This is a genomic window from Streptomyces sp. NPDC058671, from assembly GCF_042716475.1.
Taxonomy (GTDB): domain Bacteria; phylum Actinomycetota; class Actinomycetes; order Streptomycetales; family Streptomycetaceae; genus Streptomyces.
In genome coordinates, this window is record NZ_JBHXSA010000003.1 from 376,091 (window position 1) to 395,061 (window position 18,971).

At 71.9% G+C, this 18,971-nt stretch carries 22 protein-coding genes and 1 pseudogene; 7 read left to right on the forward strand and 16 right to left on the reverse strand.

What is annotated here, in order from left to right; all coding sequences use genetic code 11:
• Positions 1-145 precede the first annotated feature (145 nt).
• Positions 146-946: a TetR/AcrR family transcriptional regulator C-terminal domain-containing protein gene (locus ACFWV2_RS06145; protein WP_384402323.1), complete on the reverse strand. Its 801-nt coding sequence runs from the start codon at positions 944-946 to the stop codon at positions 146-148.
• A 193-nt stretch (positions 947-1,139) separates the two neighbouring features.
• Between ACFWV2_RS06145 and ACFWV2_RS06150 the strand changes: the two genes are divergently transcribed.
• Both ACFWV2_RS06150 and ACFWV2_RS06155 read left to right on the forward strand, forming a co-directional pair.
• A complete protein-coding gene (locus ACFWV2_RS06150) occupies positions 1,140-2,096 on the forward strand; it encodes an ATP-binding cassette domain-containing protein (RefSeq protein ID WP_384402326.1) in 957 nt (318 codons plus the stop codon).
• A complete protein-coding gene (locus tag ACFWV2_RS06155; protein ID WP_384402329.1) occupies positions 2,089-2,907 on the forward strand; it encodes an ABC transporter permease in 819 nt (272 codons plus the stop codon). Before ACFWV2_RS06150 ends, ACFWV2_RS06155 begins: the two co-directional genes overlap by 8 nt.
• 19 nt (positions 2,908-2,926) lie before the next feature.
• Here ACFWV2_RS06155 and ACFWV2_RS06160 read toward each other — a convergent pair whose 3' ends face one another.
• On the reverse strand, positions 2,927-4,171 hold the full coding sequence (locus ACFWV2_RS06160) for a GNAT family N-acetyltransferase (RefSeq protein WP_384402332.1): 1,245 nt from the start codon (positions 4,169-4,171) through the stop codon (positions 2,927-2,929).
• Positions 4,172-4,330: 159 nt separating this feature from the next.
• Entirely contained in the window at positions 4,331-4,951 is a 621-nt protein-coding gene (locus ACFWV2_RS06165; protein ID WP_384402335.1) for an ABC transporter substrate-binding protein, read from the reverse strand.
• A 139-nt stretch (positions 4,952-5,090) separates the two neighbouring features.
• Here ACFWV2_RS06165 and dtd point away from each other — a divergent pair, with 139 nt between their 5' ends.
• Entirely contained in the window at positions 5,091-5,516 is a 426-nt protein-coding gene (gene dtd / locus ACFWV2_RS06170; RefSeq protein WP_360794199.1) for a D-aminoacyl-tRNA deacylase, read from the forward strand.
• A 12-nt stretch (positions 5,517-5,528) separates the two neighbouring features.
• Here dtd and ACFWV2_RS06175 read toward each other — a convergent pair whose 3' ends face one another.
• From ACFWV2_RS06175 to ACFWV2_RS06200, 6 genes are all read right to left on the reverse strand, one after another.
• Positions 5,529-6,509 carry a YgfZ/GcvT domain-containing protein gene (locus ACFWV2_RS06175; protein ID WP_384402338.1) on the reverse strand — a complete coding sequence of 327 codons (981 nt, stop codon included), beginning with the start codon at positions 6,507-6,509 and terminating at the stop codon, positions 5,529-5,531.
• 9 nt (positions 6,510-6,518) lie between these two features.
• A complete protein-coding gene (locus ACFWV2_RS06180; RefSeq protein ID WP_384402341.1) occupies positions 6,519-6,956 on the reverse strand; it encodes a Fur family transcriptional regulator in 438 nt (145 codons plus the stop codon).
• A gap of 85 nt (positions 6,957-7,041) precedes the next feature.
• Positions 7,042-7,614 (reverse strand): FABP family protein, encoded by a 573-nt coding sequence (locus tag ACFWV2_RS06185; RefSeq protein ID WP_384402344.1) that lies wholly within the window; start codon positions 7,612-7,614, stop codon positions 7,042-7,044.
• 228 nt (positions 7,615-7,842) lie between these two features.
• Positions 7,843-8,763, reverse strand: coding sequence for a hypothetical protein (locus ACFWV2_RS06190; RefSeq protein ID WP_384402346.1), 921 nt, complete (start codon positions 8,761-8,763; stop codon positions 7,843-7,845).
• A complete protein-coding gene (locus ACFWV2_RS06195) occupies positions 8,760-9,587 on the reverse strand; it encodes a hypothetical protein (RefSeq protein WP_384402349.1) in 828 nt (275 codons plus the stop codon). The genes ACFWV2_RS06190 and ACFWV2_RS06195 overlap by 4 nt, the downstream gene beginning before the upstream one ends.
• 17 nt (positions 9,588-9,604) lie before the next feature.
• Positions 9,605-10,357 carry a hypothetical protein gene (locus ACFWV2_RS06200; RefSeq protein ID WP_384402352.1) on the reverse strand — a complete coding sequence of 251 codons (753 nt, stop codon included), beginning with the start codon at positions 10,355-10,357 and terminating at the stop codon, positions 9,605-9,607.
• Between the two features lie 211 nt (positions 10,358-10,568).
• Here ACFWV2_RS06200 and ACFWV2_RS06205 point away from each other — a divergent pair, with 211 nt between their 5' ends.
• Positions 10,569-10,931, forward strand: a complete 363-nt coding sequence (locus tag ACFWV2_RS06205) for a DsrE family protein (RefSeq protein WP_384402355.1) — start codon at positions 10,569-10,571, stop codon at positions 10,929-10,931.
• 23 nt (positions 10,932-10,954) lie between these two features.
• On the opposite strand, the pseudogene ACFWV2_RS06210 reads toward ACFWV2_RS06205, so the two are convergent.
• The 7 genes and pseudogenes from ACFWV2_RS06210 to ACFWV2_RS06240 all read right to left on the reverse strand — a co-directional run.
• Positions 10,955-11,233: pseudogene (locus ACFWV2_RS06210) on the reverse strand (DUF3099 domain-containing protein); the annotation flags it as partial.
• 185 nt (positions 11,234-11,418) lie between these two features.
• Positions 11,419-11,706, reverse strand: a complete 288-nt coding sequence (locus ACFWV2_RS06215) for a DUF1416 domain-containing protein (RefSeq protein ID WP_017242395.1) — start codon at positions 11,704-11,706, stop codon at positions 11,419-11,421.
• 52 nt (positions 11,707-11,758) lie between these two features.
• Entirely contained in the window at positions 11,759-12,598 is an 840-nt protein-coding gene (locus tag ACFWV2_RS06220; RefSeq protein WP_384402358.1) for a sulfurtransferase, read from the reverse strand.
• A gap of 150 nt (positions 12,599-12,748) precedes the next feature.
• Positions 12,749-12,829 carry a putative leader peptide gene (locus ACFWV2_RS06225; protein WP_350497993.1) on the reverse strand — a complete coding sequence of 27 codons (81 nt, stop codon included), beginning with the start codon at positions 12,827-12,829 and terminating at the stop codon, positions 12,749-12,751.
• 230 nt (positions 12,830-13,059) lie between these two features.
• Positions 13,060-13,746 carry a DUF2993 domain-containing protein gene (locus tag ACFWV2_RS06230; RefSeq protein WP_384402361.1) on the reverse strand — a complete coding sequence of 229 codons (687 nt, stop codon included), beginning with the start codon at positions 13,744-13,746 and terminating at the stop codon, positions 13,060-13,062.
• Positions 13,747-13,894: 148 nt separating this feature from the next.
• Positions 13,895-15,142 carry a hypothetical protein gene (locus ACFWV2_RS06235; RefSeq protein WP_384402363.1) on the reverse strand — a complete coding sequence of 416 codons (1,248 nt, stop codon included), beginning with the start codon at positions 15,140-15,142 and terminating at the stop codon, positions 13,895-13,897.
• A gap of 11 nt (positions 15,143-15,153) precedes the next feature.
• Positions 15,154-15,408, reverse strand: coding sequence for a MoaD/ThiS family protein (locus ACFWV2_RS06240; protein ID WP_384402366.1), 255 nt, complete (start codon positions 15,406-15,408; stop codon positions 15,154-15,156).
• Positions 15,409-15,860: 452 nt separating this feature from the next.
• Between ACFWV2_RS06240 and ACFWV2_RS06245 the strand changes: the two genes are divergently transcribed.
• From ACFWV2_RS06245 to ACFWV2_RS06255, 3 genes are all read left to right on the forward strand, one after another.
• Positions 15,861-16,685, forward strand: coding sequence for a winged-helix domain-containing protein (locus tag ACFWV2_RS06245; protein ID WP_384402369.1), 825 nt, complete (start codon positions 15,861-15,863; stop codon positions 16,683-16,685).
• Between the two features lie 24 nt (positions 16,686-16,709).
• Positions 16,710-17,735, forward strand: a complete 1,026-nt coding sequence (locus tag ACFWV2_RS06250) for a LacI family DNA-binding transcriptional regulator (RefSeq protein WP_384402372.1) — start codon at positions 16,710-16,712, stop codon at positions 17,733-17,735.
• A gap of 141 nt (positions 17,736-17,876) precedes the next feature.
• The gene (locus tag ACFWV2_RS06255; RefSeq protein ID WP_384402375.1) at positions 17,877-18,971 is read left to right on the forward strand and encodes a S1C family serine protease; all 1,095 of its coding nucleotides are present in this window, start codon (positions 17,877-17,879) and stop codon (positions 18,969-18,971) included.

Here is an 18,971-nt window from a genome sequence, read left to right on the forward strand (position 1 = left end):
AGCGGCGGCGGGACCGACGGGCCCTCACGGCGAGAACGGCGCCCCGGGAGCCGATCGGCCCCGTCGCCGACCCGCTCTTCCGCCGGACTCACCGCGCCGTACGGGTACCCCGCCGCGCGCCCGGCGGTGACAGCGCCCCGCGACGTCAGGAGGCGCACCCCTCCACGAGCACCGCGATCCCGTCCAGGGTCCGGGCGAGCCCGAAGCGGAACTCCGCCTCCGGCTCGTCGGGCAGGTCCATCACACCCGAGTCCAGCAACCGCGCCACCTCCGGATACCGCTCCGGGTCGGCGAGTCGCCGCAGGGTGCGGGCGTACCGGGAGAGGACCTCCTCCGGGCTCGCGTCGCCCCCGGCGATGACGCTGCCGAGGTCGGCCATGACCAGGGCGTCGTTCCGGACGAAGCCGCCGAGCAGCATGGTCACCGAGATCTTGGCGCCCGCGTCGAGGCCCGTGCCCGCGAGAGCGACGAGGGCCTGCTCCCACCAGGCGACCAGGTTCGGGGTCGCGGGCGGGCCCGACACCGGGAGCCGCAGCATCCAGAGGTGGCGGTGGTAGACCTCGCGCAGCGCCCACGCCCAGGCTTCCAGGGCCTCGCGCCAGCCGGTGCCGGGCGGGAAGAGCGCGGGCGGGGCGCCGACGGCGGCCTCCTGCATGAGGACGTGCAGCTCGCTCTTGGCGGAGACGTACCGGTAGAGCGACATCGTCGAGACGCCGAGCTCCTTGGCGACGCGGCCCATGGAGACGGCGCCGAGGCCTTCGGCGGCGGCGAGCGCGACGGCCGCGTCGACGATCCGGTCCAGGGTCAGGCCCGGCTTGGGCCCTTTCGACGGGCGTTCGCGCAGCCCCCAGGCGGCCTCGATGCTCGGCGGCAGAAACGTCCCGCCGTCGCCACCCCGACCGCCGTCGCCGCCGCCGCGACCCCTGCCGCCCTCGCCGTCCGCCATAACCCGCCGCCTCCCGGCCACCTCACACGCTTGACGTCCATCCTAGTAATGCGTAACCCTTACACAGTGCCGCGTATGTCATACGCAGTAAAGACCGGCACGTCTCTGCGTCGCGTCCCACCCCGCACGCACGCCGCACCGTGCGAGCCCGCCCCCTCGCACCACACGCCCCACGAGCCCAGGGAGCACACCCATGCCTCCGGCCATCGAAGCCACCGGCCTGACCAAGTCCTACCGGGACGTCCGCGTCCTCGACGCCCTCGACCTCCACGTCACCTCCGGCACCGTCTTCGCCCTCCTCGGGCCCAACGGCGCGGGCAAGACCACCGCCGTCCGCATCCTCGCCACGCTGACCCCGCCCGACGCCGGCCACGCGCGCGTGGCCGGGCACGACGTCGTCGGCGCACGCTCCCGGGTCCGCCGCGCGATCAGCCTCACCGGACAGTTCGCCGCCGTCGACGAGGCCCAGACCGGCGCCGAGAACCTGTGGACGGTGGCCCGGCTCTCCGGCCTCTCCCGCCCGGCCGCCACCCGCCGCGCCGCCGAACTCCTCGAACGCTTCGACCTCACGGAGGCCGGCGACCGCCTGACCAGGACGTACTCGGGCGGTATGCGCCGGCGCCTCGACCTCGCCGCCGGTCTCGTCCGCGACCCCGGCGCGACCCGGGTGATGTTCCTCGACGAACCGACCACCGGGCTCGACCCGCGCAGCCGCCAGGAACTCTGGCAGGCGGTCAAAGAGCTCTCCGACAGCGGTACGACGGTCTTCCTGACCACCCAGTACCTGGAGGAGGCGGACCGCCTCGCCGACCGGATCACCGTCCTCGGCAAGGGCCGCGCGCTCGCCGAGGGCACGCCCACCGAGCTGAAGGCCCGTTACGCCGCCCACCGGCTCGACCTCGTCGCGTACGACCACGAGAGCTACCTGCGCCTCACCGCCCGACTCCCCCTCACCGACCCCGCGGCGACCCGCGACCCCGGGACCCGCGCCCTCGGCGTCCCCACCGACGGCGGCGCCGCCCACGTACGGGCGCTGCTCGACGACCTCGACCCCGAGCGCCGCGACATCGCCCGCTTCACGCTGCACTCGGCCACGCTCGACGACGTCTTCATGACCCTCACCGCCGACAAGGAACCCAGCCATGTCTGACCACACGACGTCGGCCTCCGGCTCGTACGGCCCCACCGGCGGCACCGCACGTCACCTCACCCGCGGTCTCACCGCCGCGAGCACCCTCACCGGGCGCGACATCCGGCTCCACCGCCGCAACATCGACGCCATCATCACCTCGTTGATGATGCCGATCATGCTGATGCTGGTCTTCGTCTACTTCTTCGGCGGCGCCATCGACACCGGCACCCGCTACGTCACCTACGTCGTCCCCGGCGTCCTCGTCCTCTGCGCCGGATTCGGCGCTGCGGGCACCGCCGTCTCCGTCACCGAGGACATGCGGCTCGGGGTCGTCGACCGTTTCCGTACGCTCGACATCGGCGGGACGCCGTTCCTCGCCGGGCATGTGGCCGCCGCCCTCACCCGCAACGCGCTCTCGACCGCCCTCGTCCTCGGCGTCGCCTTCCTCATCGGCTTCCGCCCCGCCGCCACGGCCGGCGGCTGGCTCGCGGCGATCGGACTGCTGCTCGCCTACATCACCGCCGTCTCCTGGCTGTCGGCGGCCCTGGGCCTGCTCACCAGGACGGCGGAGGCGGCCGGAGCGGTCATCTTCTTCATGATGTTCCTGCCGTACCCGAGCAGCGCGTTCGTACCGATCGACACCATGCCGAGCTGGCTCCACGGCTTCGCAGAGCACCAGCCGGTGACCCCGCTGATCGAGTCGATGCGCGGGCTGCTGCTCGACCAGCCGGTCGGGAACTCCCCCTGGATCGCCCTGAGCTGGTGCGCGGCCCTCCTCACGGTCGCGGTCGCGGCCTCCGGGTTCCTCTTCCGCGTGCGGACCCGCTGACGGCCGGCCCCGAGGGACGTCAGAAGATGTCCGGCGAGAACGGCCGCAGCGGCGTACGGAACAGCAGGTCGGCGCGTGCGGCGGCGCCCGCCGTCAGCTCCTCGACGCGCCCGAGCCGGCAGAGCCGTACCGCTGACTCGTCACCGAAGGCGAGCGTGCTCAACTCGGCGATGTCGAGCGCGAGATCGGCCGACCCGGTGGTACGGGCGGCGGTGGCGCCGTCCGGGGAGGCGTCGAGCCGGTAGCGCCCGCCGGCGAGCCCGTCCCCGTCCCGCAGATCGAGCACGAGGCCGTCGGTCACCGGGTACGTCCGGCTCTCCAGGACCCGGACCACGTCCAGGACCCGCACCCACAGCATGTCCGCGTACGTCAGCGTCCTCGCGGCACGCGGATCCGGCAGCAGCAGCGGCAGCGGGTCGTCGGGCGCCCGGTAGCCGGAGCGGACCGTGCCGACCCAGTCGACGGAGCACAGGAAGTGCCAGAGGGCGCGCTCGGCGGCCGGGGTGACGGCGATCAGGTCCCGTACGGTCGCGGTGTTCAGCGGCTGCTTGGCGTCGCCCCACTTGTCGTCGGCCGTGTAGGCCACGAACCCCTCGACCTCGCCGGACTCCGCGCGGTACAGCGCGTAGTACGGCTCCCGCCACGGCTCGCTGTCCACCCCGAGGCCGGTGCCGACCGCCCAGTCGCGCGTGCCGCGATGGGTGACCCCGGCGCGGACGCCGGCGAGACGGCGGTGCACCCCGGGGCCGACCTCGCGGATCTCGGCGGCGTCGGTCAGGTCGATCCGGCCGCCGTCCTCGGGGCGGCCCGAGCGACGCGGGTCGAGTCCGGCCCTGCGCACGTCCACGCTCCACTCGGTGGCCCAGCTCGCCACGCCGAAGCCGTACCGCCCGTAGATCGGGTACTCGGCGGCGATCAGGGTGGCGATCGCGTCGCCCCGGTCCTTCGCGGCGGCCAGGTCGGCGGTCATCATCCGGCTGAGGAGCCCGCGCCTGCGATGCGTCGGGGAGACGGTGACCTGGCTGATCGCGTCGGCGGTGAGGCTGCCTCCGCCGACCGTGCTGACCTCCTGCCGGAAGGACCGGAAGGTGGCGACGACCCGGCCGCGGTCGAAGGCGCCGAGGGTCCGCGCGAGGTCGACGTGCGCCAGCCGGTCGGCGACCTCCTCGTCGGACACGACGGGCGGGCGGAGGAACCCGGTGCGCAGGGCGCGCTGCCAGTCGGGGAACTCGGACTCCGTCACCGCGCGTACGTCGACACTCATCCTCCGACCCTACGCACACCCCCGACGCGTCCGCACGCGAGTTTCCCGCGGCCGCCCCGGGCCGCTCGCGCCCTTCCCGCGAGGCCCCCTCGCGCCCTCCCGCAGCCCGCCCGGGGACCCCGTCCCCGGGCCCGCCCCGGAGCCCCCCGCCCTGCCGCGTCACGCCAGCAGGTCGTCGACCTGCGCCTCGCCCTCCCGGTAACGGCGGGCGATCTCCGCGCTGCAGTCGTCGGCGGTCCGCTGGAGGTGCTGCCTGCGCCGGGAGACCTGCTGCTCGTACCCCGCGAGCCGCCCCATCGCCGTATGCAGCTCGTCGTCCGTCCGGGCCGTCAGGTCCGACAGCTCGACCTCCGACAGCATCTCGGCCGCGAGCCGCCGGTACTCCTCGCTCCTCGGCGTCGACAGCGTCACGTGCCGGGCCGAACTGCGATGCCGGGAGGGCACGTCGGCGAGGATCTCGGAGAGCCGGTCGAGGACCGGCGTCTCCGGATCGGTCCGCCGCGCCAGCTCGGCCCGCAGGATGTCGATCCGCCCCTGGAGCATCCGCCGTACGTAGCTCAGGTCGGCCTCGTCGCTCTGCGCGTCCCGCCGCAGCGTCCGCAGCTCGGGCAGCCGCAGCGCGCCGAGGTCCGGCTGCGGCCCGTCCGGCAGTGCGGCCTCGGCGGACCGTTGCACGGGCGGCCGCGAAGCCGGGCCTCCGCCCGGCGCACCGCCCCTGGTGACGGAGCGGATCAGCGGTACGGGACCGGACGGTGTCGGTCCGGTGCCAGGTGCACTCATGAGAATCGTCCCCTCGACCGGTGCGGAGCCGCACCGCCTGACACGCATGGTGCCACTCCTGCACGCGCGCGTGCAGGCGCTCTGCACCCGTTCGGCCCCTCGTCCGCCGGACTGCGGGCGGCTGGGTAGGTTGGGACGCATGCGTGCAGTGGTGCAGAGGGTCGACGGCGCGAGCGTCGTCGTCGCAGGGGAGACCGTCGGTGAGATCAGCGGAGAGGGGCTGTGCGTCCTGGTCGGGGTGACCCATGACGACACCCCGGAGAAAGCCGCTCAATTGGCCAGAAAGCTCTGGTCCGTCCGGGTACTGACCGACGAGAGGTCATGCTCGGACGTGAACGCGCCGCTGCTCGTGATCTCCCAGTTCACGCTCTACGGCGACGCCCGCAAGGGCCGCCGCCCCACGTGGAACGCCGCCGCCCCCGGCCCCGTCGCCGAACCCCTCGTCGACGAGGTCGTGGCCCGGCTACGGGAACTGGGCGCCCACGTGGAGACGGGCAGGTTCGGCGCGTCCATGCGCGTCTCCCTCACCAACGACGGCCCGTTCACGGTGCTGCTGGAGGTCTGACCCGCCGACGGCCTACGGCTCGACCACGGTCTCCTGGGCGGCCGCCGTCGTCCCGACGATCAGCGGGGCGTCCACGGGCACGTTCCGCTTCACCAGGGCCAGGGCGATCGGGCCCAGTTCGTGGTGGCGGACGGAGCTGGTCACGAAACCGAGCTGCCGGCCCTCCTCACCGTCGGATGCCAGCCGGACCGGGGCGCCGTGCCCCGGCAGCAGCACCTCGCTGCCGTCCAGGTGCAGGAACACCAGGCGGCGCGGCGGCTTCCCCAGGTTCTGCACCCGGGCGACGGTCTCCTGGCCCCGGTAGCAGCCCTTCTGGAGGTGGACGGCGCTGCCGATGAGGCCGATCTCGTGCGGAATCGTCCGGTGGTCGGTCTCGAAGCCGAGCCGCGGCCGGTGCGCCTCGACCCGCAGCGCCTCGTACGCGAGCATCCCGGCGACCGGACCGTGCGTACCGGCGAACGACTCCAGGTCGGCCCGGGGCAGGAACAGGTCGCGGCCGTGCGGGGTCTCCCGTACGGCGACGCCCTCGGGCACCTCGGCGATGGAACCGGCCGGCAGGTGGACGACGGCGATGTCGTCCGTACGGTCGGCGACCTCCACCCGGTAGAAGAACCTCATCGACTCCAGGTACGCGACGAGTTCCGCCCGCGTCCCCGGCTCGACGTGCGCCCACACCGTCTCGCCGTCGTCGACGAGGTACAGGGCGTGCTCGATGTGCCCGTTCGCGGAGAGGACGAGCGCCTCGGTGGCCTTGCCGGGCGGCAGGTCCGTCATGTGCTGGGTGAGGAGGAGGTGCAGCCAGCTCAGGCGGTCGTCACCGGTGACGGTGACGACACCGCGGTGCGAGAGGTCGACGAAACCCTTGCCGTCGGCGAGGGCGCGCTGCTCACGGAACAGGTCGCCGTAGTGCGCGGCGACACCTTCGTCGCGGCCTTCGGCGGCGACGGCACCGGGCAGGGACAGCAGAGGGCTGGTCGTGGAAGGTCGCTGCATACGGCAAGCCTACGACTCCGCGGCGGCTGCCTTCCTGGCGCAGTCCCCGCAGCGCCCGAAGATGGCGAAGTGCTTCATGTCCGTCTCGAACCCGAAGGTCTCGCGGAGCTTCCCCGTGAACTCGGCGGCCACCTCGACGTCCGCCTCGATCACCTCGGAGCAGTCCCGGCACACCAGGTGCAGGTGGTGGTGCCGGTCCGCGAGGTGGTACGTCGGGGCCCCGTGCCCCAGATGGGCGTGGCTCACGAGCCCGAGCTCCTCCAGGAGCTCCAGGGTCCGGTAGACGGTGGAGATGTTCACCCCCGACGCGGTCCTGCGGACCTCGACGAGGATGTCGTCGGGCGTCGCGTGTTCCAGCGCGTCGACGGCCTCCAGGACAAGCTGACGCTGCGGCGTCAGCCGATAGCCGCGCTGCCGCAGGTCGCTCTTCCAGTCGGTGCTCACCACGCCCCCCAGTGTAGGAGGGCGCGGCGCGCGGACCCAGGCCTCCGGCGGAAGGGGTTCCCGCGAAGGGCTTCCGGCCGGGGGGTTTCTAGCGGAAGAAGGCGATGCCGTCGTCCGGCAGGTCGCCGAGGTTGCGGGCCATGTCCGCGACCTCCTCCGGCGTCACGACCTTCTTCAGGTGCGCCGACATGTACGGCCGCAGCGGGACCTCGGGGGTCGCCTTCTCGCCCACCCACATGAGGTCGCTCTTGACGTAGCCGTACAGACGCTTGCCGCCGGAGTACGGGCCCGAGGCCGCGGTCCGGGCGACGGCGTCCGTCGCCAGGTCGATCTGCGGCTTCTGGTCGGCAAGCTCGCCGTACCAGATCTCGACGATGCCCTGGTCACGGACCATGACGACCTCGACCTTGCGGTCCTTGTCGATGCGCCAGTACCCGCTCTCGCTCTCCAGCGGGCGGACCTTGTTGCCCTCGTTGTCCAGGACCCAGGAGTGGGACGCGTACTCGAGGAAGTCCCGGCCGTCGTGGCTGAACGTCACGGACTGGCCGAAGTTGCACTTCTCGGCGCCGGGGAAGTCGGCGACACCCGCGCCCTCCCACGTGCCCAGCAGGAACGCGAGGGGGACGAGGTCCGGGTTGAGGTCGGACGGGATCTCGATCATCAGCAACTCTGGCGTTCTCTAGAGGTGGTCAGCGCTGGCCCTGGTACAGCTTCTTCACAGCGAGTCCGGTGAAGGCGATCACGCCGACGGCGACCAGGACCAGCAGAGCTTCGAAGAAAATGATCACAGGGTGCTCCTCGACTGAGCGGTGAAGGCGGAACGGGCCGGACCCCAGCTTAATGGTCGGGGGTCCGGCCCACTCGATGAGGTCGGTCTCGCGCGGCGCCGCTAGCCGAGCAGCTGCGCCTGGAGGGCGACGGTCTGCTGGAAGGGGACGGTCGGCGTCCCGCCCTTGCGGGTCTGGGTGACCACGGCGAACGTGTCACCGGCCTGGATGTAGGACCAGCGGGTCTGCTGGGGGCCGTACGGCTCCTCCTCCGCATAGGAGTAGACGGAGAGGTACGGCACCTCGACGCCGTTCGTGGACATGTCGATCTTCGCCGACTCGACCCCGAGGGGCAGCCCACTGCTCTGCGAGACCCCCCGGGTCACCACGTCCTTGTAGGCCTCGGAGAACGCCACCGACGTGAACCGCAGCAGGTGGATCCGCGTGGTCGTGCCGTCCGGCGTGGTCCAGCCGCGGGCGGCGATGTGCCGGAGCGCCGACTCGGTCATGTACTCCTTCACATCGCCCCGGTCCTTCTCGGGCAGCAGCGCCAGGTACGAGTCGAGGCCTGCCCAGCCGCCCTTCAGCTTCGGGTCGACCGTCGCACCCGCCGGGGCGGGCAACAGGAGCTCGCGCAGGTCCGCGTGGTGGACCTCGCCGGTGTTGCCGTCGGTCCACGGGCGCGGGGCGCCGTGGGGCAGCGCCGGAAGGGCGAGCTTCGGGTACTCCCAGCGGCCGTCGGTCTCGGTCGCGAGCCCCGGCACCTCGGTGCGCTCCATGGCGGTGATCCCCATCGCCGTACCGGCACCGACACCGCCGCAGACGAGCACGGCGGCGGTCCAGCGGGCGATGCCCATGAGCAGGGGTCGCCGTGACTTCCTGGGCGCGGTCCGGGCCGGAGCCTCGGACTTCGGCTCGACCGGGGCTTCGGGCTGCGGCTCGACCTGGGCCTCGGTGACGGGCGCCGAACCCTCCGTCTGAGGATCGGAGGGGGCCTCGGTCTGGGTCCCGGCCTCGGTCTGGGTTTGGGTCTGCTCGGTCATACGTACTCCCCCGGGGACTCGATGTGGTCGAGCTGCTTCTTCAGCAGGTCCGCCACCCGCGTCGTGTCGAACGGCTTGGCGCCCGCCGCCGTGACGGTGACGAGTACCTCGGAGTCGTACGCGAGGCAGATCATCTCCTCCAACGCCTTGGCCCGCTCCTTCTTGTCCAGTGAATCGTCCTCGGGCGCCGTGTAGCAGACGGTGTTCCGGTGGTCCTTCACCTTGGGTCCCTTCGGGAACTCCAGGCTGTCCATGACCTCCTTGCGCAGCCGGTAGATGTTCTTGATCTGCTTCTTGTCCTTCATCCGCGCGATCTCGACGGAGACGACGACGTCGTTGTCCCGGTCGGCGAAGGAGCGGACTCCGATACCCGCGATGCCGAGCTTGTCGACCTCCTTCTCGAAGGCGCGGCGCTTCTTCCCGGACAGCCCCTCACCCACCTGCTTCATCAGCGCGGTGGCCTCCGCGGCGCCGAGCTCGCCGTCGTTCCCGTACAGCTCCTCGTCAGGGCCGAACTCGTACCCCTCAGGCAGCGGCAGCAGGAGCTTGCTCAGCGGGGTGCCGGACTTGCCGCGTGCCAGGGCGGCGGCAGGGTCCTCGTCCTGTGCGGTCCTCTTCGTCGGCGCCCACAGCTCCGTCGGCGCGGTGCGGTCGGCGGAGGAGACGGTGACGGCGGTGTACGCGACGCCACCGCCGATCAGGCCGAGGACGATCACGGAGGGCAGGACGACTCCGAGCAGGACCCGGCGGGCCCCCCGCTTCCTCACCGTCGGCTGCGCGGGTTCCGTCGGCCCTGCCGGCCGGTCCGCCACGGGTTCGGTCATGTCGTTCCGGTCCTCACTCACAGGCGCCCCAGCTGTCGCTCGGCCAGCGAACGGATGTACGTCTCGGCGATCTTCTTCGTGTCCACGACGAAGATCTCGACCGCGACGTCACCGCGGTGGAAGTAGGCCCTGGCCTCGTACATGTCGAGGTAACCCGCCTTCCGCTGCACGGGGAAGACGTAGTAGATGCCGTTGGCCGAGCCCTTGAGCTCCTTGCCCTCACTGTCGGCGAAGTCCTCGTCGGGCATGTAGTCCTGCTGGTCCTCGATGAACTCCTCCGCTCCGAGGACGTCGCCCGCGCGGTACTGGACCAGTCGGATCTCGGTCCGCTTGTGTTCGCCCGTCGCCCAGGCCGTGACCGCGACCCGGCGGATGTCCAGATCCAGCTGGTGGTCGAGTGCGCCGCCCGGCTCGGTGAAATGCGAGGCGAACTCGTACACCGGCATCCAGCCGTCGTCGTCGACGAACTCGTCCTTCTTCGCTCCGGCGGGCTTCGGCAGCAGCAGTTTCCGGAGGTCGCCCTGCGCCTTCGCCTGCCGGTCCTCCGAGGCCGGGAGCGGCTTCGCCTTCTGCCCCTTCGGGAGCGGCTTCGGGTGGACGAGGTCCGGCTGGTTCAGCGGCGGGAGGGCGGTCGGTTCGCGCTGGGCCTGGATGCCGTAGCCGACGGCGATGCCGCCGACGAGGCCGAGGACGGCCGCGACGGCTATGAGGCCGACCGTGCGGAGGGCACGGCGGCGGGGCCGTACCGCCGACGGTGTGTCCGGAGACACATCGGGTGCGATCGGCTGCGAGGCGACCGGAGGGGCGGTTTCCGCCCCGGCATCCGGCTCCGGCGGCGGTGCCGTTTCCGGATTTCGCCTGATTTCTTCGTTGCTCAAGAGTCCCCCCACGAGACCTGAAGCGCGGATTCCGTCATCCGCGCACCCACCAGACACGTGAGGCGCGCAGGGGGTTGCAGGGGCGCGCATTACAGTTCGGTATATGGCGAAGAAGCTCGTGATCAAGGTGACCGCAGGGGCCGACGCCCCCGAACGCTGCTCGCAGGCCTTCACGGTGGCCGCGGTCGCCGTCGCCAGCGGGGTCGAGGTCTCGCTCTGGCTGACCGGCGAGTCCGCCTGGTTCGCTCTCCCGGGCCGGGCCGCCGAGTTCGAACTCCCGCACGCGGCGCCGCTGCCGGACCTGATCGACTCGATCCTGACGGCCGGGCGGATCACCCTCTGCACGCAGTGCGCTGCCCGTCGCGAGATCACGGAGAAGGACGTCCTGGCCGGCGTCCGTATCGCCGGCGCCCAGGTCTTCGTCCAGGAGGCCATGGCGGACGGGACCCAGGCCCTCGTGTACTGACCTTCCCGCGCCCTGCGCCCCGCTCAGCGCTCCCGGCGCCGCTTCCCGTCGAGTTCGTCCCACCACTCGTCCGACTTCGGGTCCCCCGAGGGGTCGTCCCACCAGCGGTCCTCGGGGCCCCGGCGGTTCGCGATCATCGCGGCTGCCGGCGGGATGAGCATGGCGACCACGCACATGCCGACGGCCACCGGCGTCGAGAAGAGCCGCACGACGGCCCAGGCGCCCACGAAGAGGGTCAGGCAGGCGCCCATCATCCAGAAGTAGACGTGCCGACGGCGTGCGTACACACCTTCAGCGTACGACCGGGCCGGCCCCCCGTCATCGGCGGTCGGTCCGCCGCAGCGCCTCGAAGCCTGAGAGGCGCCCCAGCGCCGAGCAGTGCGAGAGACGCAAAAGGAAAAGGACCGAAGGGCCGTGCCTCTGGTCCTGGAAATGGCGTCCAACCCCCCAGGAGGCACGGCCCTTCGGCCGGTTCAGCGTTGCGGGATCACACCGCGATGGCGACCTCCGCGAGGCCACCCTTCTGCGCCACGACCTGGCGGTCGGCGGTGCCGCCCGGCACCAGGGCGCGGACGGTCCACGTGCCCTCGGCCGCGTAGAAACGGAACTGGCCGGTGGCGGAGGTCGGGACCTCGGCCGTGAACTCGCCGGTCGAGTCCAGGAGGCGGACGTAACCGGTGACGGGCTCGCCGTCCTTGGTCACGAAGCCCTGGATCGTGGTCTCACCGGGCTTGATCGTCGAGGCGTCGGGGCCGCCGGGCTGCGCTCCACACATGTCGTTCTGTCCTTACGGGTCGAGGGGTCCGGAGGAGGGGAGGTCCGGGGGATTACTTGTTGGCGCCGAGCTCGATCGGCACGCCGACGAGGGAGCCGTACTCGGTCCACGAACCGTCGTAGTTCTTGACGTTCTCGACGCCGAGCAGCTCGTGCAGCACGAACCAGGTCAGCGCGGAGCGCTCACCGATGCGGCAGTAGGCGATGGTGTCCTTCGCCAGGTCGACCTGCTCGTCCTCGTAGAGGGCCTTGAGCTCGTCGTCCGACTTGAAGGTGCCGTCGTCGTTGGCGTTCTTCGACCACGGGATGTTGCGGGCGCTCGGCACGTGGCCGGGGCGCTGCGACTGCTCCTGCGGGAGGTGGGCCGGGGCGAGCAGCTTGCCGGAGAACTCGTCGGGCGAGCGGACGTCGACCAGGTTCTGGGCGCCGATCGCGGCCACGACGTCGTCGCGGAAGGCGCGGATCGAGCTGTCCTGGGGCTTGGCCTTGTACTCGGTGGCCGGGCGGGACGGCACCTCGGCGACGAGGTCGCGGGAGTCGAGCTCCCACTTCTTGCGGCCGCCGTCGAGGAGCTTCACGTCCTGGTGGCCGTAGAGCTTGAAGTACCAGTAGGCGTAGGAGGCGAACCAGTTGTTGTTGCCGCCGTAGAGGACGACCGTCGTGTCGTTCCCGATGCCCTTGGCCGAGAGGAGCTTCTCGAAGCCCTCCTGGTCGATGAAGTCGCGGCGGACCGGGTCCTGAAGGTCCTGGGTCCAGTCGATCCGGATGGCGTTGCGGATGTGGTTCTTCTCGTAGGCCGAAGTGTCCTCGTCGACCTCGACGATGGCGACCTGCGGGTTGTCGAGGTTGGCCTCGACCCAGTCCGCGTCGACCAGGACGTCGCTGCGAGCCATGCTGTTCTCCTCCGGGGCAGTGTGCGGCGGTGTGGTGCGGGTGTGGCGCGGTACGCGTCGTCGCACGGACAGCGGACGTGCGTACGGCTACACAGGGCGGCCCTGACCTCGGTGGGAGGGCCTGAGGAATGCGGGAGTGGTGAGTCCCGCTCAGACGGAGCGACAGAGCATGGCGGCGACGCGGCACAGGTCTACTGCCCGCCGCTTCGTGAGATCCGCCTGTCGCTTCATGCCCTCGATCGTAGGGACGGACAGGCGGCCGTGTCACCGGCGTGTCGCATTTTGAGACGCGATCGTCCGAGATGTGAGACACGATCACGGCGTGAGAGGGCTCCGGGCGCCCGGGGACCCTGGTCCGGGGCCTTGCTTCTACGGTTCGGACAGCCGCGTCTCAGGATGTGATCCACAGGCGGTCCAGACGCGCTCACCCCGTGCCTGCCGGGGCTCACGGAGGGGCGGCGTCAGCCCGCCAGGACTATGTCCCGACCCGTCACCGAGATGGCCAGTCCCTCCGGGCGCGGCTCGACCTTCTCCACCTTCATCCCGGCGATCAGCCCGATCGGGCGCTCGAAGTCGGTCCGCTCGCGCACCAGGTCCTCGACGCCCGGGATGCCCTCGCCGGGCACCTCGTCGGCGCGGACCTTGAGGGTGTCGCCGTTCACCACGGACACCGTCGACAGGACCGTGCGGGTCAGGGTGCGGCCCATGACCTTCACCCCGCCCGTCACCTTCACCTTGCCGTTGCCGCCGTAGGCGACGGTGGCCTCCCGGTCGGAGGCGGCGGTGAGGTCCGCGTACGAGATGAGGGCGGTGCCGCTGGCGGAACCCGCCCTCGCGCCCGCCCAGTCGCCGGTCACCGTGACGTCCCGCAGGGCCACGGTCAGCTCACCGACCCGGATCCGCCGGCTGCCCGCCGTCGCCGTCACGCCCGTCGCCTTCACGTCGACCTCGTCGAACCGCTTGTCCGCGACCTGGGTGAGGAACGGGAAGCCCTTGATGTCGACGTCGATGGACTCGCTCTCGGCGGCCGCGAGCTTCACCCGGCTCGACGCCTCCGACTCGGCGTACGCCACGGCCAGCCGGTCGATCCCGACGAGGACCCCGCCCAGCACGACGGCCACGACCAACAGAATCCGCAGTGCTCGCATGGGCTGAGTGTCCCCCCGTTGGAAATGGATATGTGCCGGCCCCCCGACACGAAGATCGACGAGTCGGAGGGCCGGTTGGTTCCCGCGCGGCTTTCGGATCAGGGTCCGGTCAGGGCGGGGTCAGGGACGCGTCGGGGCGCCGTCGGGGTCAGGTGAGGGCCCGGCCGAGCAGGTACACGGCAGGCGCCGCCGCCGTCAGCGGCAGCGCGACCCCGGCCGTCATGTGGACGAAGCGGGACGGGTAGTCGTAGCTGGCCACCCGCAGGCCGACGAGCGCGCACACCCCGGCCCCGAGGCCCAGGAGCGCCCCGGAGGTGCCCAGGTCCGTGAACCCGCCGGCCGCGATCCCGGCACCGGCGGAGGCGAGCAGCGCGGCGACCAGGGACACCGGGCCAGGCAGCGGGAGGGCGCGCGCCAGGACGGCGGCGGCGACCGCGACCCCGCCGACGACCACCGCGTCGGACGCGGCGCCGAGGTGCCCGGTGGCGATGACCGTCAGCGCCGCCGAGGCGACCGTGGCCATCAGGCCGTACATGCGCTCGTCCGGGTCGGCGTGGCTGCGCAGCTGGAGGACGAGGCAGAGCAGCACCCAGGCGCCGAGCGTGCCGAGGATCGCGGCGGCCGCGTGCTCCTGGCCGATGGCGAGCAGGACCGCGTCGGCGGCGAGGCCGCCCGCGAAGGCGAGGGCGATGCCCTGCCGGGCGGGCCACATGCCGTTGAGCCGGAACCAGCCGGCGGCGGTGAGGCCCTGGAGCAGGACGAGCGGGAGGAGCAGTCCGTAGGTGCCGAGGGAGGCGCCCCCGGCGAGCAGCAGCCCGAGGACGGCGGTCAGGGCGGCGGGTCGCATCCCGGGCTCGATGACGGGCGAACGGCCCTCCGCGCGGGCGCGCTGGGCGTCGGTCAGCCGGGTGCTCCCGGAGGTCGTGGGCGAGGACCAGCCGGGACCCGCCTCACCCGCCGCCGGGCCGGACGCCGGAGGGGCCGCGGGAGTCCGGGCCGGGACCTCCTGCGGCGGGGCCTGCGGCTCGGCGTGGTGCCCGACCTGCCCGCCGTACGACGGGTACGGCTCGTACGGCTGCTGCGGCGGCTCGTACGCCTGCGCGTACGGCTGCGGGTGCGACTGACCGGGCGCCTGCTCGTACGACTGTGCGGGCGGCTGCCCGTAAGGCTCCTGCGTCCCGTACGTCCCCGGGGCCTGCGGCTGTCCCTGCGCCTGGGCGGCCCTCGCGGCCCGGACCTGGTCGTAGGAGACGGCCGGCTGGTACTGGGTGTCCCAGGTCTGACCCTCCCACGTCTGCGTGACGTCGGGGTCCTGCGGCCGCTGCTCGCCGCGGCCCCGGTCTCCGTCCGCGTACGGGTCGTACTGCTGACCGCCGTAGTACTGGTCGTTGCTCATTGCTCTGGGGATCACCCTCCTGCGAACGGGGGGAGCACCTCGACGGTGCCGCCCTCGGCAAGCCGTACCGTCTCATGGCTCCGGGTCCCGACGGGGTCGCCGTCGACCAGGAACGAGCACCTCCTGAGGACCTGGACGAGCTCGCCGGGGTGCTTCGCGCGGGCCGCGTCGAGGGCCTCCGCGAGGTGCTCCGCGGCGTACGGCTCCTCCGCGACTCCGGCGGCGGCCTTGGCCGCGGCCCAGTAGCGGATGGTTCCCGCTGCCATAGCGGCACTCCCTTCGTTCGTGTGCGCGCCGCTCCCCATGATGGGCTATGCGCGCGTGGGCCGGTCCCCGGGCAGGACGCGCCGGCCGTCGTCCCGCGCCGACAGCGTCATCCGTACGCGACATGACTCGTCGGGAGCCGGAAGTGATCAGGGAGACATCCACGATGTGAAATCGGTCCCCTCCTCCGGAAGGCATGTGGGCTATTCTGCTGGGCAGAGGATCCGGGCGACGCAGCCCCCGGGTCCTTTTGCGTTTTCCGACCGTTGTTACGGACGGATGAACAAAAGCTCTCATGGCGCGAGAGCAGGCGGTGATATGTACGAAGCAGTGCACGTCCTCGCAGGGACCGAGGAGGAACCGACGTTATGAGCGAGCGCACGCAGCACGACCGACCGATGGCATGGGGGTCCGTACCGCACGGGCGGACCCGAAAGCTCGTGGGAGGAGTCCGATGAGTTCACTGCTGCTCCTCACCAACGCACTCCAGCCGTCGACCGAGGTGCTTCCCGCACTCGGCCTGCTGCTGCACAACGTCCGGGTCGCCCCGGCCGAGGGCCCCGCCCTCGTGGACACCCCCGGCGCGGACGTGATCCTCGTCGACGGCCGGCGGGACCTCCCGCAGGTGCGTTCGCTCTGCCAGCTCCTGCGGTCCACCGGGCCCGGCTGTCCGCTGATCCTCGTCGTCACCGAGGGCGGCCTCGCGGCCGTCACCGCCGACTGGGGCATCGACGACGTCCTCCTCGACACCGCGGGCCCGGCCGAGGTCGAGGCCCGCCTCCGGCTCGCGATGGGCCGCCAGCAGATCGTCGCCGACGACTCCCCCATGGAGATCCGCAACGGCGACCTGTCGGTCGACGAGGCGACGTACAGCGCGAAGCTCAAGGGCCGGGTCCTCGACCTGACCTTCAAGGAGTTCGAGCTCCTCAAGTACCTGGCCCAGCACCCGGGCCGGGTCTTCACCCGCGCGCAGCTCCTCCAGGAGGTGTGGGGGTACGACTACTTCGGCGGCACCCGGACGGTCGACGTCCACGTACGACGGCTGCGGGCCAAGCTGGGCCCCGAGCACGAGTCGCTGATCGGCACCGTCCGTAACGTCGGCTACCGCTTCGTCACCCCCGAGAAGGTCGAGCGGGCGGCCGAGGAGGCGCGCGCCAAGGACGCCCGCGCCACGGAGGAGGCCCGCGCGAGCGCCCGCGTCAAGGGCGCCACGGTGGACGTCGCCCCTTCGGAGGACAGGAACGTGGCGGACGCCACAGTGCGACCTGCCGGTAGGTAGGTCACCCCGCGTAGACTGCCGCGCGTGGCCAAGGTGACGCGGGATGACGTAGCTCGACTGGCAGGTACCTCGACCGCGGTCGTGAGCTACGTCATCAACAACGGACCCAGGCCGGTCGCCCCGGCCACGCGCGAGCGTGTCCTCGCCGCGATCAAGGAACTGGGCTACCGGCCCGACCGGGTCGCCCAGGCGATGGCGTCCCGGCGCACCGACCTCATAGGCATGATCGTCCCCGACGCCCGTCAGCCGTTCTTCGCGGAGATGGCGCACGCGGTCGAGCAGGCCGCCGCCGAGCGCGGGAAGATGGTCCTCGTCGGCAACTCCGACTACCGGACCGAGCGCGAGGTCCACTATCTGCGCGCCTTCCTCGGCATGCGGGTCTCCGGTCTGATCCTGGTCAGCCAGGGCATGAGCGAGCAGGCCGCGAGCGAGATCGAGGCCTGGGACGCGCGTGTGGTCCTCCTCCACGAGCGGCCCGAGGCGATCGACGACGTGGCCGTCGTGACCGACGACATCGGCGGCGCCCAGCTCGCCACCCGGCACCTCCTGGAGCACGGCCACCCCTACGTGGCGTGTCTCGGCGGCGTCCCGAACACCCCGGCCGTCGGTGACCCGGTCGCCGACCACGTCGAGGGCTGGCGGCGCGCCATGCTGGAGGGGGGCCGCTCGACGGAGGGCCGGCTCTTCGAGGCCCCGTACAACCGCTACGACGCCTACCAGGTGGCCCTCAAGCTGCTCGCGGGCCCCGACAGGCCGCCGGCCATCTTCTGCTCCACCGACGACCAGGCCTTCGGTGTGCTGAGGGCGGCGCGCGAGCTGCGCATCGAGGTGCCCACGGAGCTGGCGGTCGCGGGCTTCGACGACGTGAAGGAGGCGGCGCTCACCGACCCGCCGCTGACCACGGTCTCCTCGGACCGGCCGGCGATGGCACGGGCGGCGGTGGACCTGGTCCTGGACGACGCGCTCCGGGTGGCGGGCTCGCGCCGCGAGCGCGTGAAGCTCTTCCCCTCGGCCCTGGTGGTCCGCCGCTCCTGCGGCTGCGACGGCTGAGGCCCCCCTACGGCAGCCCTTGCGGCGGCCCCTGACGCAGCCTCCTTCGGGCGGGCTCCTCATTCGGGGCATACGGGGTTCTGTCGGGCTTCTCAGGCGGTCCTCAGACGGTTCTCATGTACGGCTCCGAGAGTCGTAGCCATGACGGACTTCCAGGAGCAGCAGCCGCCGCAGCCGTACCACCCGCCGCAGCCGCCGAGGCCGCCGTACGACCCGGCGCGGGCGTACGACCCGGCCCGGCCGATCGTCACCGAGCCCGGCACCACGGTCTGGCCGTCCGGCGGGCACCTGCCGCCGCCCCCGCCGGTCCCGCCCACGGTCCCGTCGGCAGCCCCGGCCCCCACCCCCCACCGTCGCGCACGGCGGGGTGTCGGTCTCATGACGGCCGTGGCCATCGCGGCCGCGGCGGTCGGCGGCGGTACCGCGACCCTCGTCCAGCAGATGACCTCCGACGCCCCGGCCGCAGCCTCCTCGACGGTGAGCGGCACCAACGTCTCCGCGAGCAGCACGGGCACGGTCGCCGGCGTCGCGGACGCGGTCTCCCCCTCCATCGTCGAGATCTCCGCGGCCTCGAACTCCGGGAAGTCGACCGGGTCGGGCGTGATCATCACCTCCGACGGCGAGATCGTCACCAACAACCACGTGATCTCCGGAGCGTCCGAGATCACCGTGCGGCTCAGCGACGGCAAGAGCTACCCGGCCGAGACCGTCGGCACCGACCCCGACAAGGACCTGGCGCTCATCAAGCTGAAGGGCGCGTCCGGCCTCAAGGCCGCGACCCTCGGCGACTCCTCCACGGTGCGGGTCGGCGACCAGGTCGTGGCGATCGGCTCCCCCGAGGGCCTGACCGGGACCGTCACCAGCGGCATCGTCTCCGCCCTCGACCGGGACGTGACCGTCGCCAAGGACGAGGACGGCGGCGACGAGCGGCAGGAGCAGCGGTACGACCCCCGGCAGGGCTGGCCGTTCGAGTTCGGCGGGCAGCAGTTCAACGGCGACACCGGCTCGTCGAAGACGACGTACAAGGCGATCCAGACGGACGCCTCGCTCAATCCGGGGAATTCCGGTGGCGCGCTGATCGATATGAACGGCGAGATCATCGGAATCAATTCCGCCATGTACGCGCCCAGTGCTTCGAACGGTTCCACCGCGGGAAGTGTGGGCCTCGGATTCGCGATCCCGATCTCGACCGTGAAGGCCGACCTGGAGAGCCTGCGCGCGGGCGGCGACAACTGA

Coding starts and splice junctions, on each gene's coding strand:
- ACFWV2_RS06220 (WP_384402358.1), bottom strand. CDS start 12,598: ATGGCTCGCAGCGACGTCCTGGTCGACGCGGACTGGGTCGAGGCCAAC.
- ACFWV2_RS06160 (WP_384402332.1), bottom strand. CDS start 4,171: ATGAGTGTCGACGTACGCGCGGTGACGGAGTCCGAGTTCCCCGACTGG.
- ACFWV2_RS06185 (WP_384402344.1), bottom strand. CDS start 7,614: ATGATCGAGATCCCGTCCGACCTCAACCCGGACCTCGTCCCCCTCGCG.
- ACFWV2_RS06190 (WP_384402346.1), bottom strand. CDS start 8,763: ATGACCGAGCAGACCCAAACCCAGACCGAGGCCGGGACCCAGACCGAG.
- dtd (WP_360794199.1), top strand. CDS start 5,091: ATGCGTGCAGTGGTGCAGAGGGTCGACGGCGCGAGCGTCGTCGTCGCA.
- ACFWV2_RS06245 (WP_384402369.1), top strand. CDS start 15,861: ATGAGTTCACTGCTGCTCCTCACCAACGCACTCCAGCCGTCGACCGAG.
- ACFWV2_RS06255 (WP_384402375.1), top strand. CDS start 17,877: ATGACGGACTTCCAGGAGCAGCAGCCGCCGCAGCCGTACCACCCGCCG.
- ACFWV2_RS06230 (WP_384402361.1), bottom strand. CDS start 13,746: ATGCGAGCACTGCGGATTCTGTTGGTCGTGGCCGTCGTGCTGGGCGGG.
- ACFWV2_RS06195 (WP_384402349.1), bottom strand. CDS start 9,587: ATGACCGAACCCGTGGCGGACCGGCCGGCAGGGCCGACGGAACCCGCG.
- ACFWV2_RS06145 (WP_384402323.1), bottom strand. CDS start 946: ATGGCGGACGGCGAGGGCGGCAGGGGTCGCGGCGGCGGCGACGGCGGT.
- ACFWV2_RS06165 (WP_384402335.1), bottom strand. CDS start 4,951: ATGAGTGCACCTGGCACCGGACCGACACCGTCCGGTCCCGTACCGCTG.
- ACFWV2_RS06150 (WP_384402326.1), top strand. CDS start 1,140: ATGCCTCCGGCCATCGAAGCCACCGGCCTGACCAAGTCCTACCGGGAC.
- ACFWV2_RS06155 (WP_384402329.1), top strand. CDS start 2,089: ATGTCTGACCACACGACGTCGGCCTCCGGCTCGTACGGCCCCACCGGC.
- ACFWV2_RS06235 (WP_384402363.1), bottom strand. CDS start 15,142: ATGAGCAACGACCAGTACTACGGCGGTCAGCAGTACGACCCGTACGCG.
- ACFWV2_RS06240 (WP_384402366.1), bottom strand. CDS start 15,408: ATGGCAGCGGGAACCATCCGCTACTGGGCCGCGGCCAAGGCCGCCGCC.
- ACFWV2_RS06215 (WP_017242395.1), bottom strand. CDS start 11,706: ATGTGTGGAGCGCAGCCCGGCGGCCCCGACGCCTCGACGATCAAGCCC.
- ACFWV2_RS06225 (WP_350497993.1), bottom strand. CDS start 12,829: ATGAAGCGACAGGCGGATCTCACGAAGCGGCGGGCAGTAGACCTGTGC.
- ACFWV2_RS06175 (WP_384402338.1), bottom strand. CDS start 6,509: ATGCAGCGACCTTCCACGACCAGCCCTCTGCTGTCCCTGCCCGGTGCC.
- ACFWV2_RS06205 (WP_384402355.1), top strand. CDS start 10,569: ATGGCGAAGAAGCTCGTGATCAAGGTGACCGCAGGGGCCGACGCCCCC.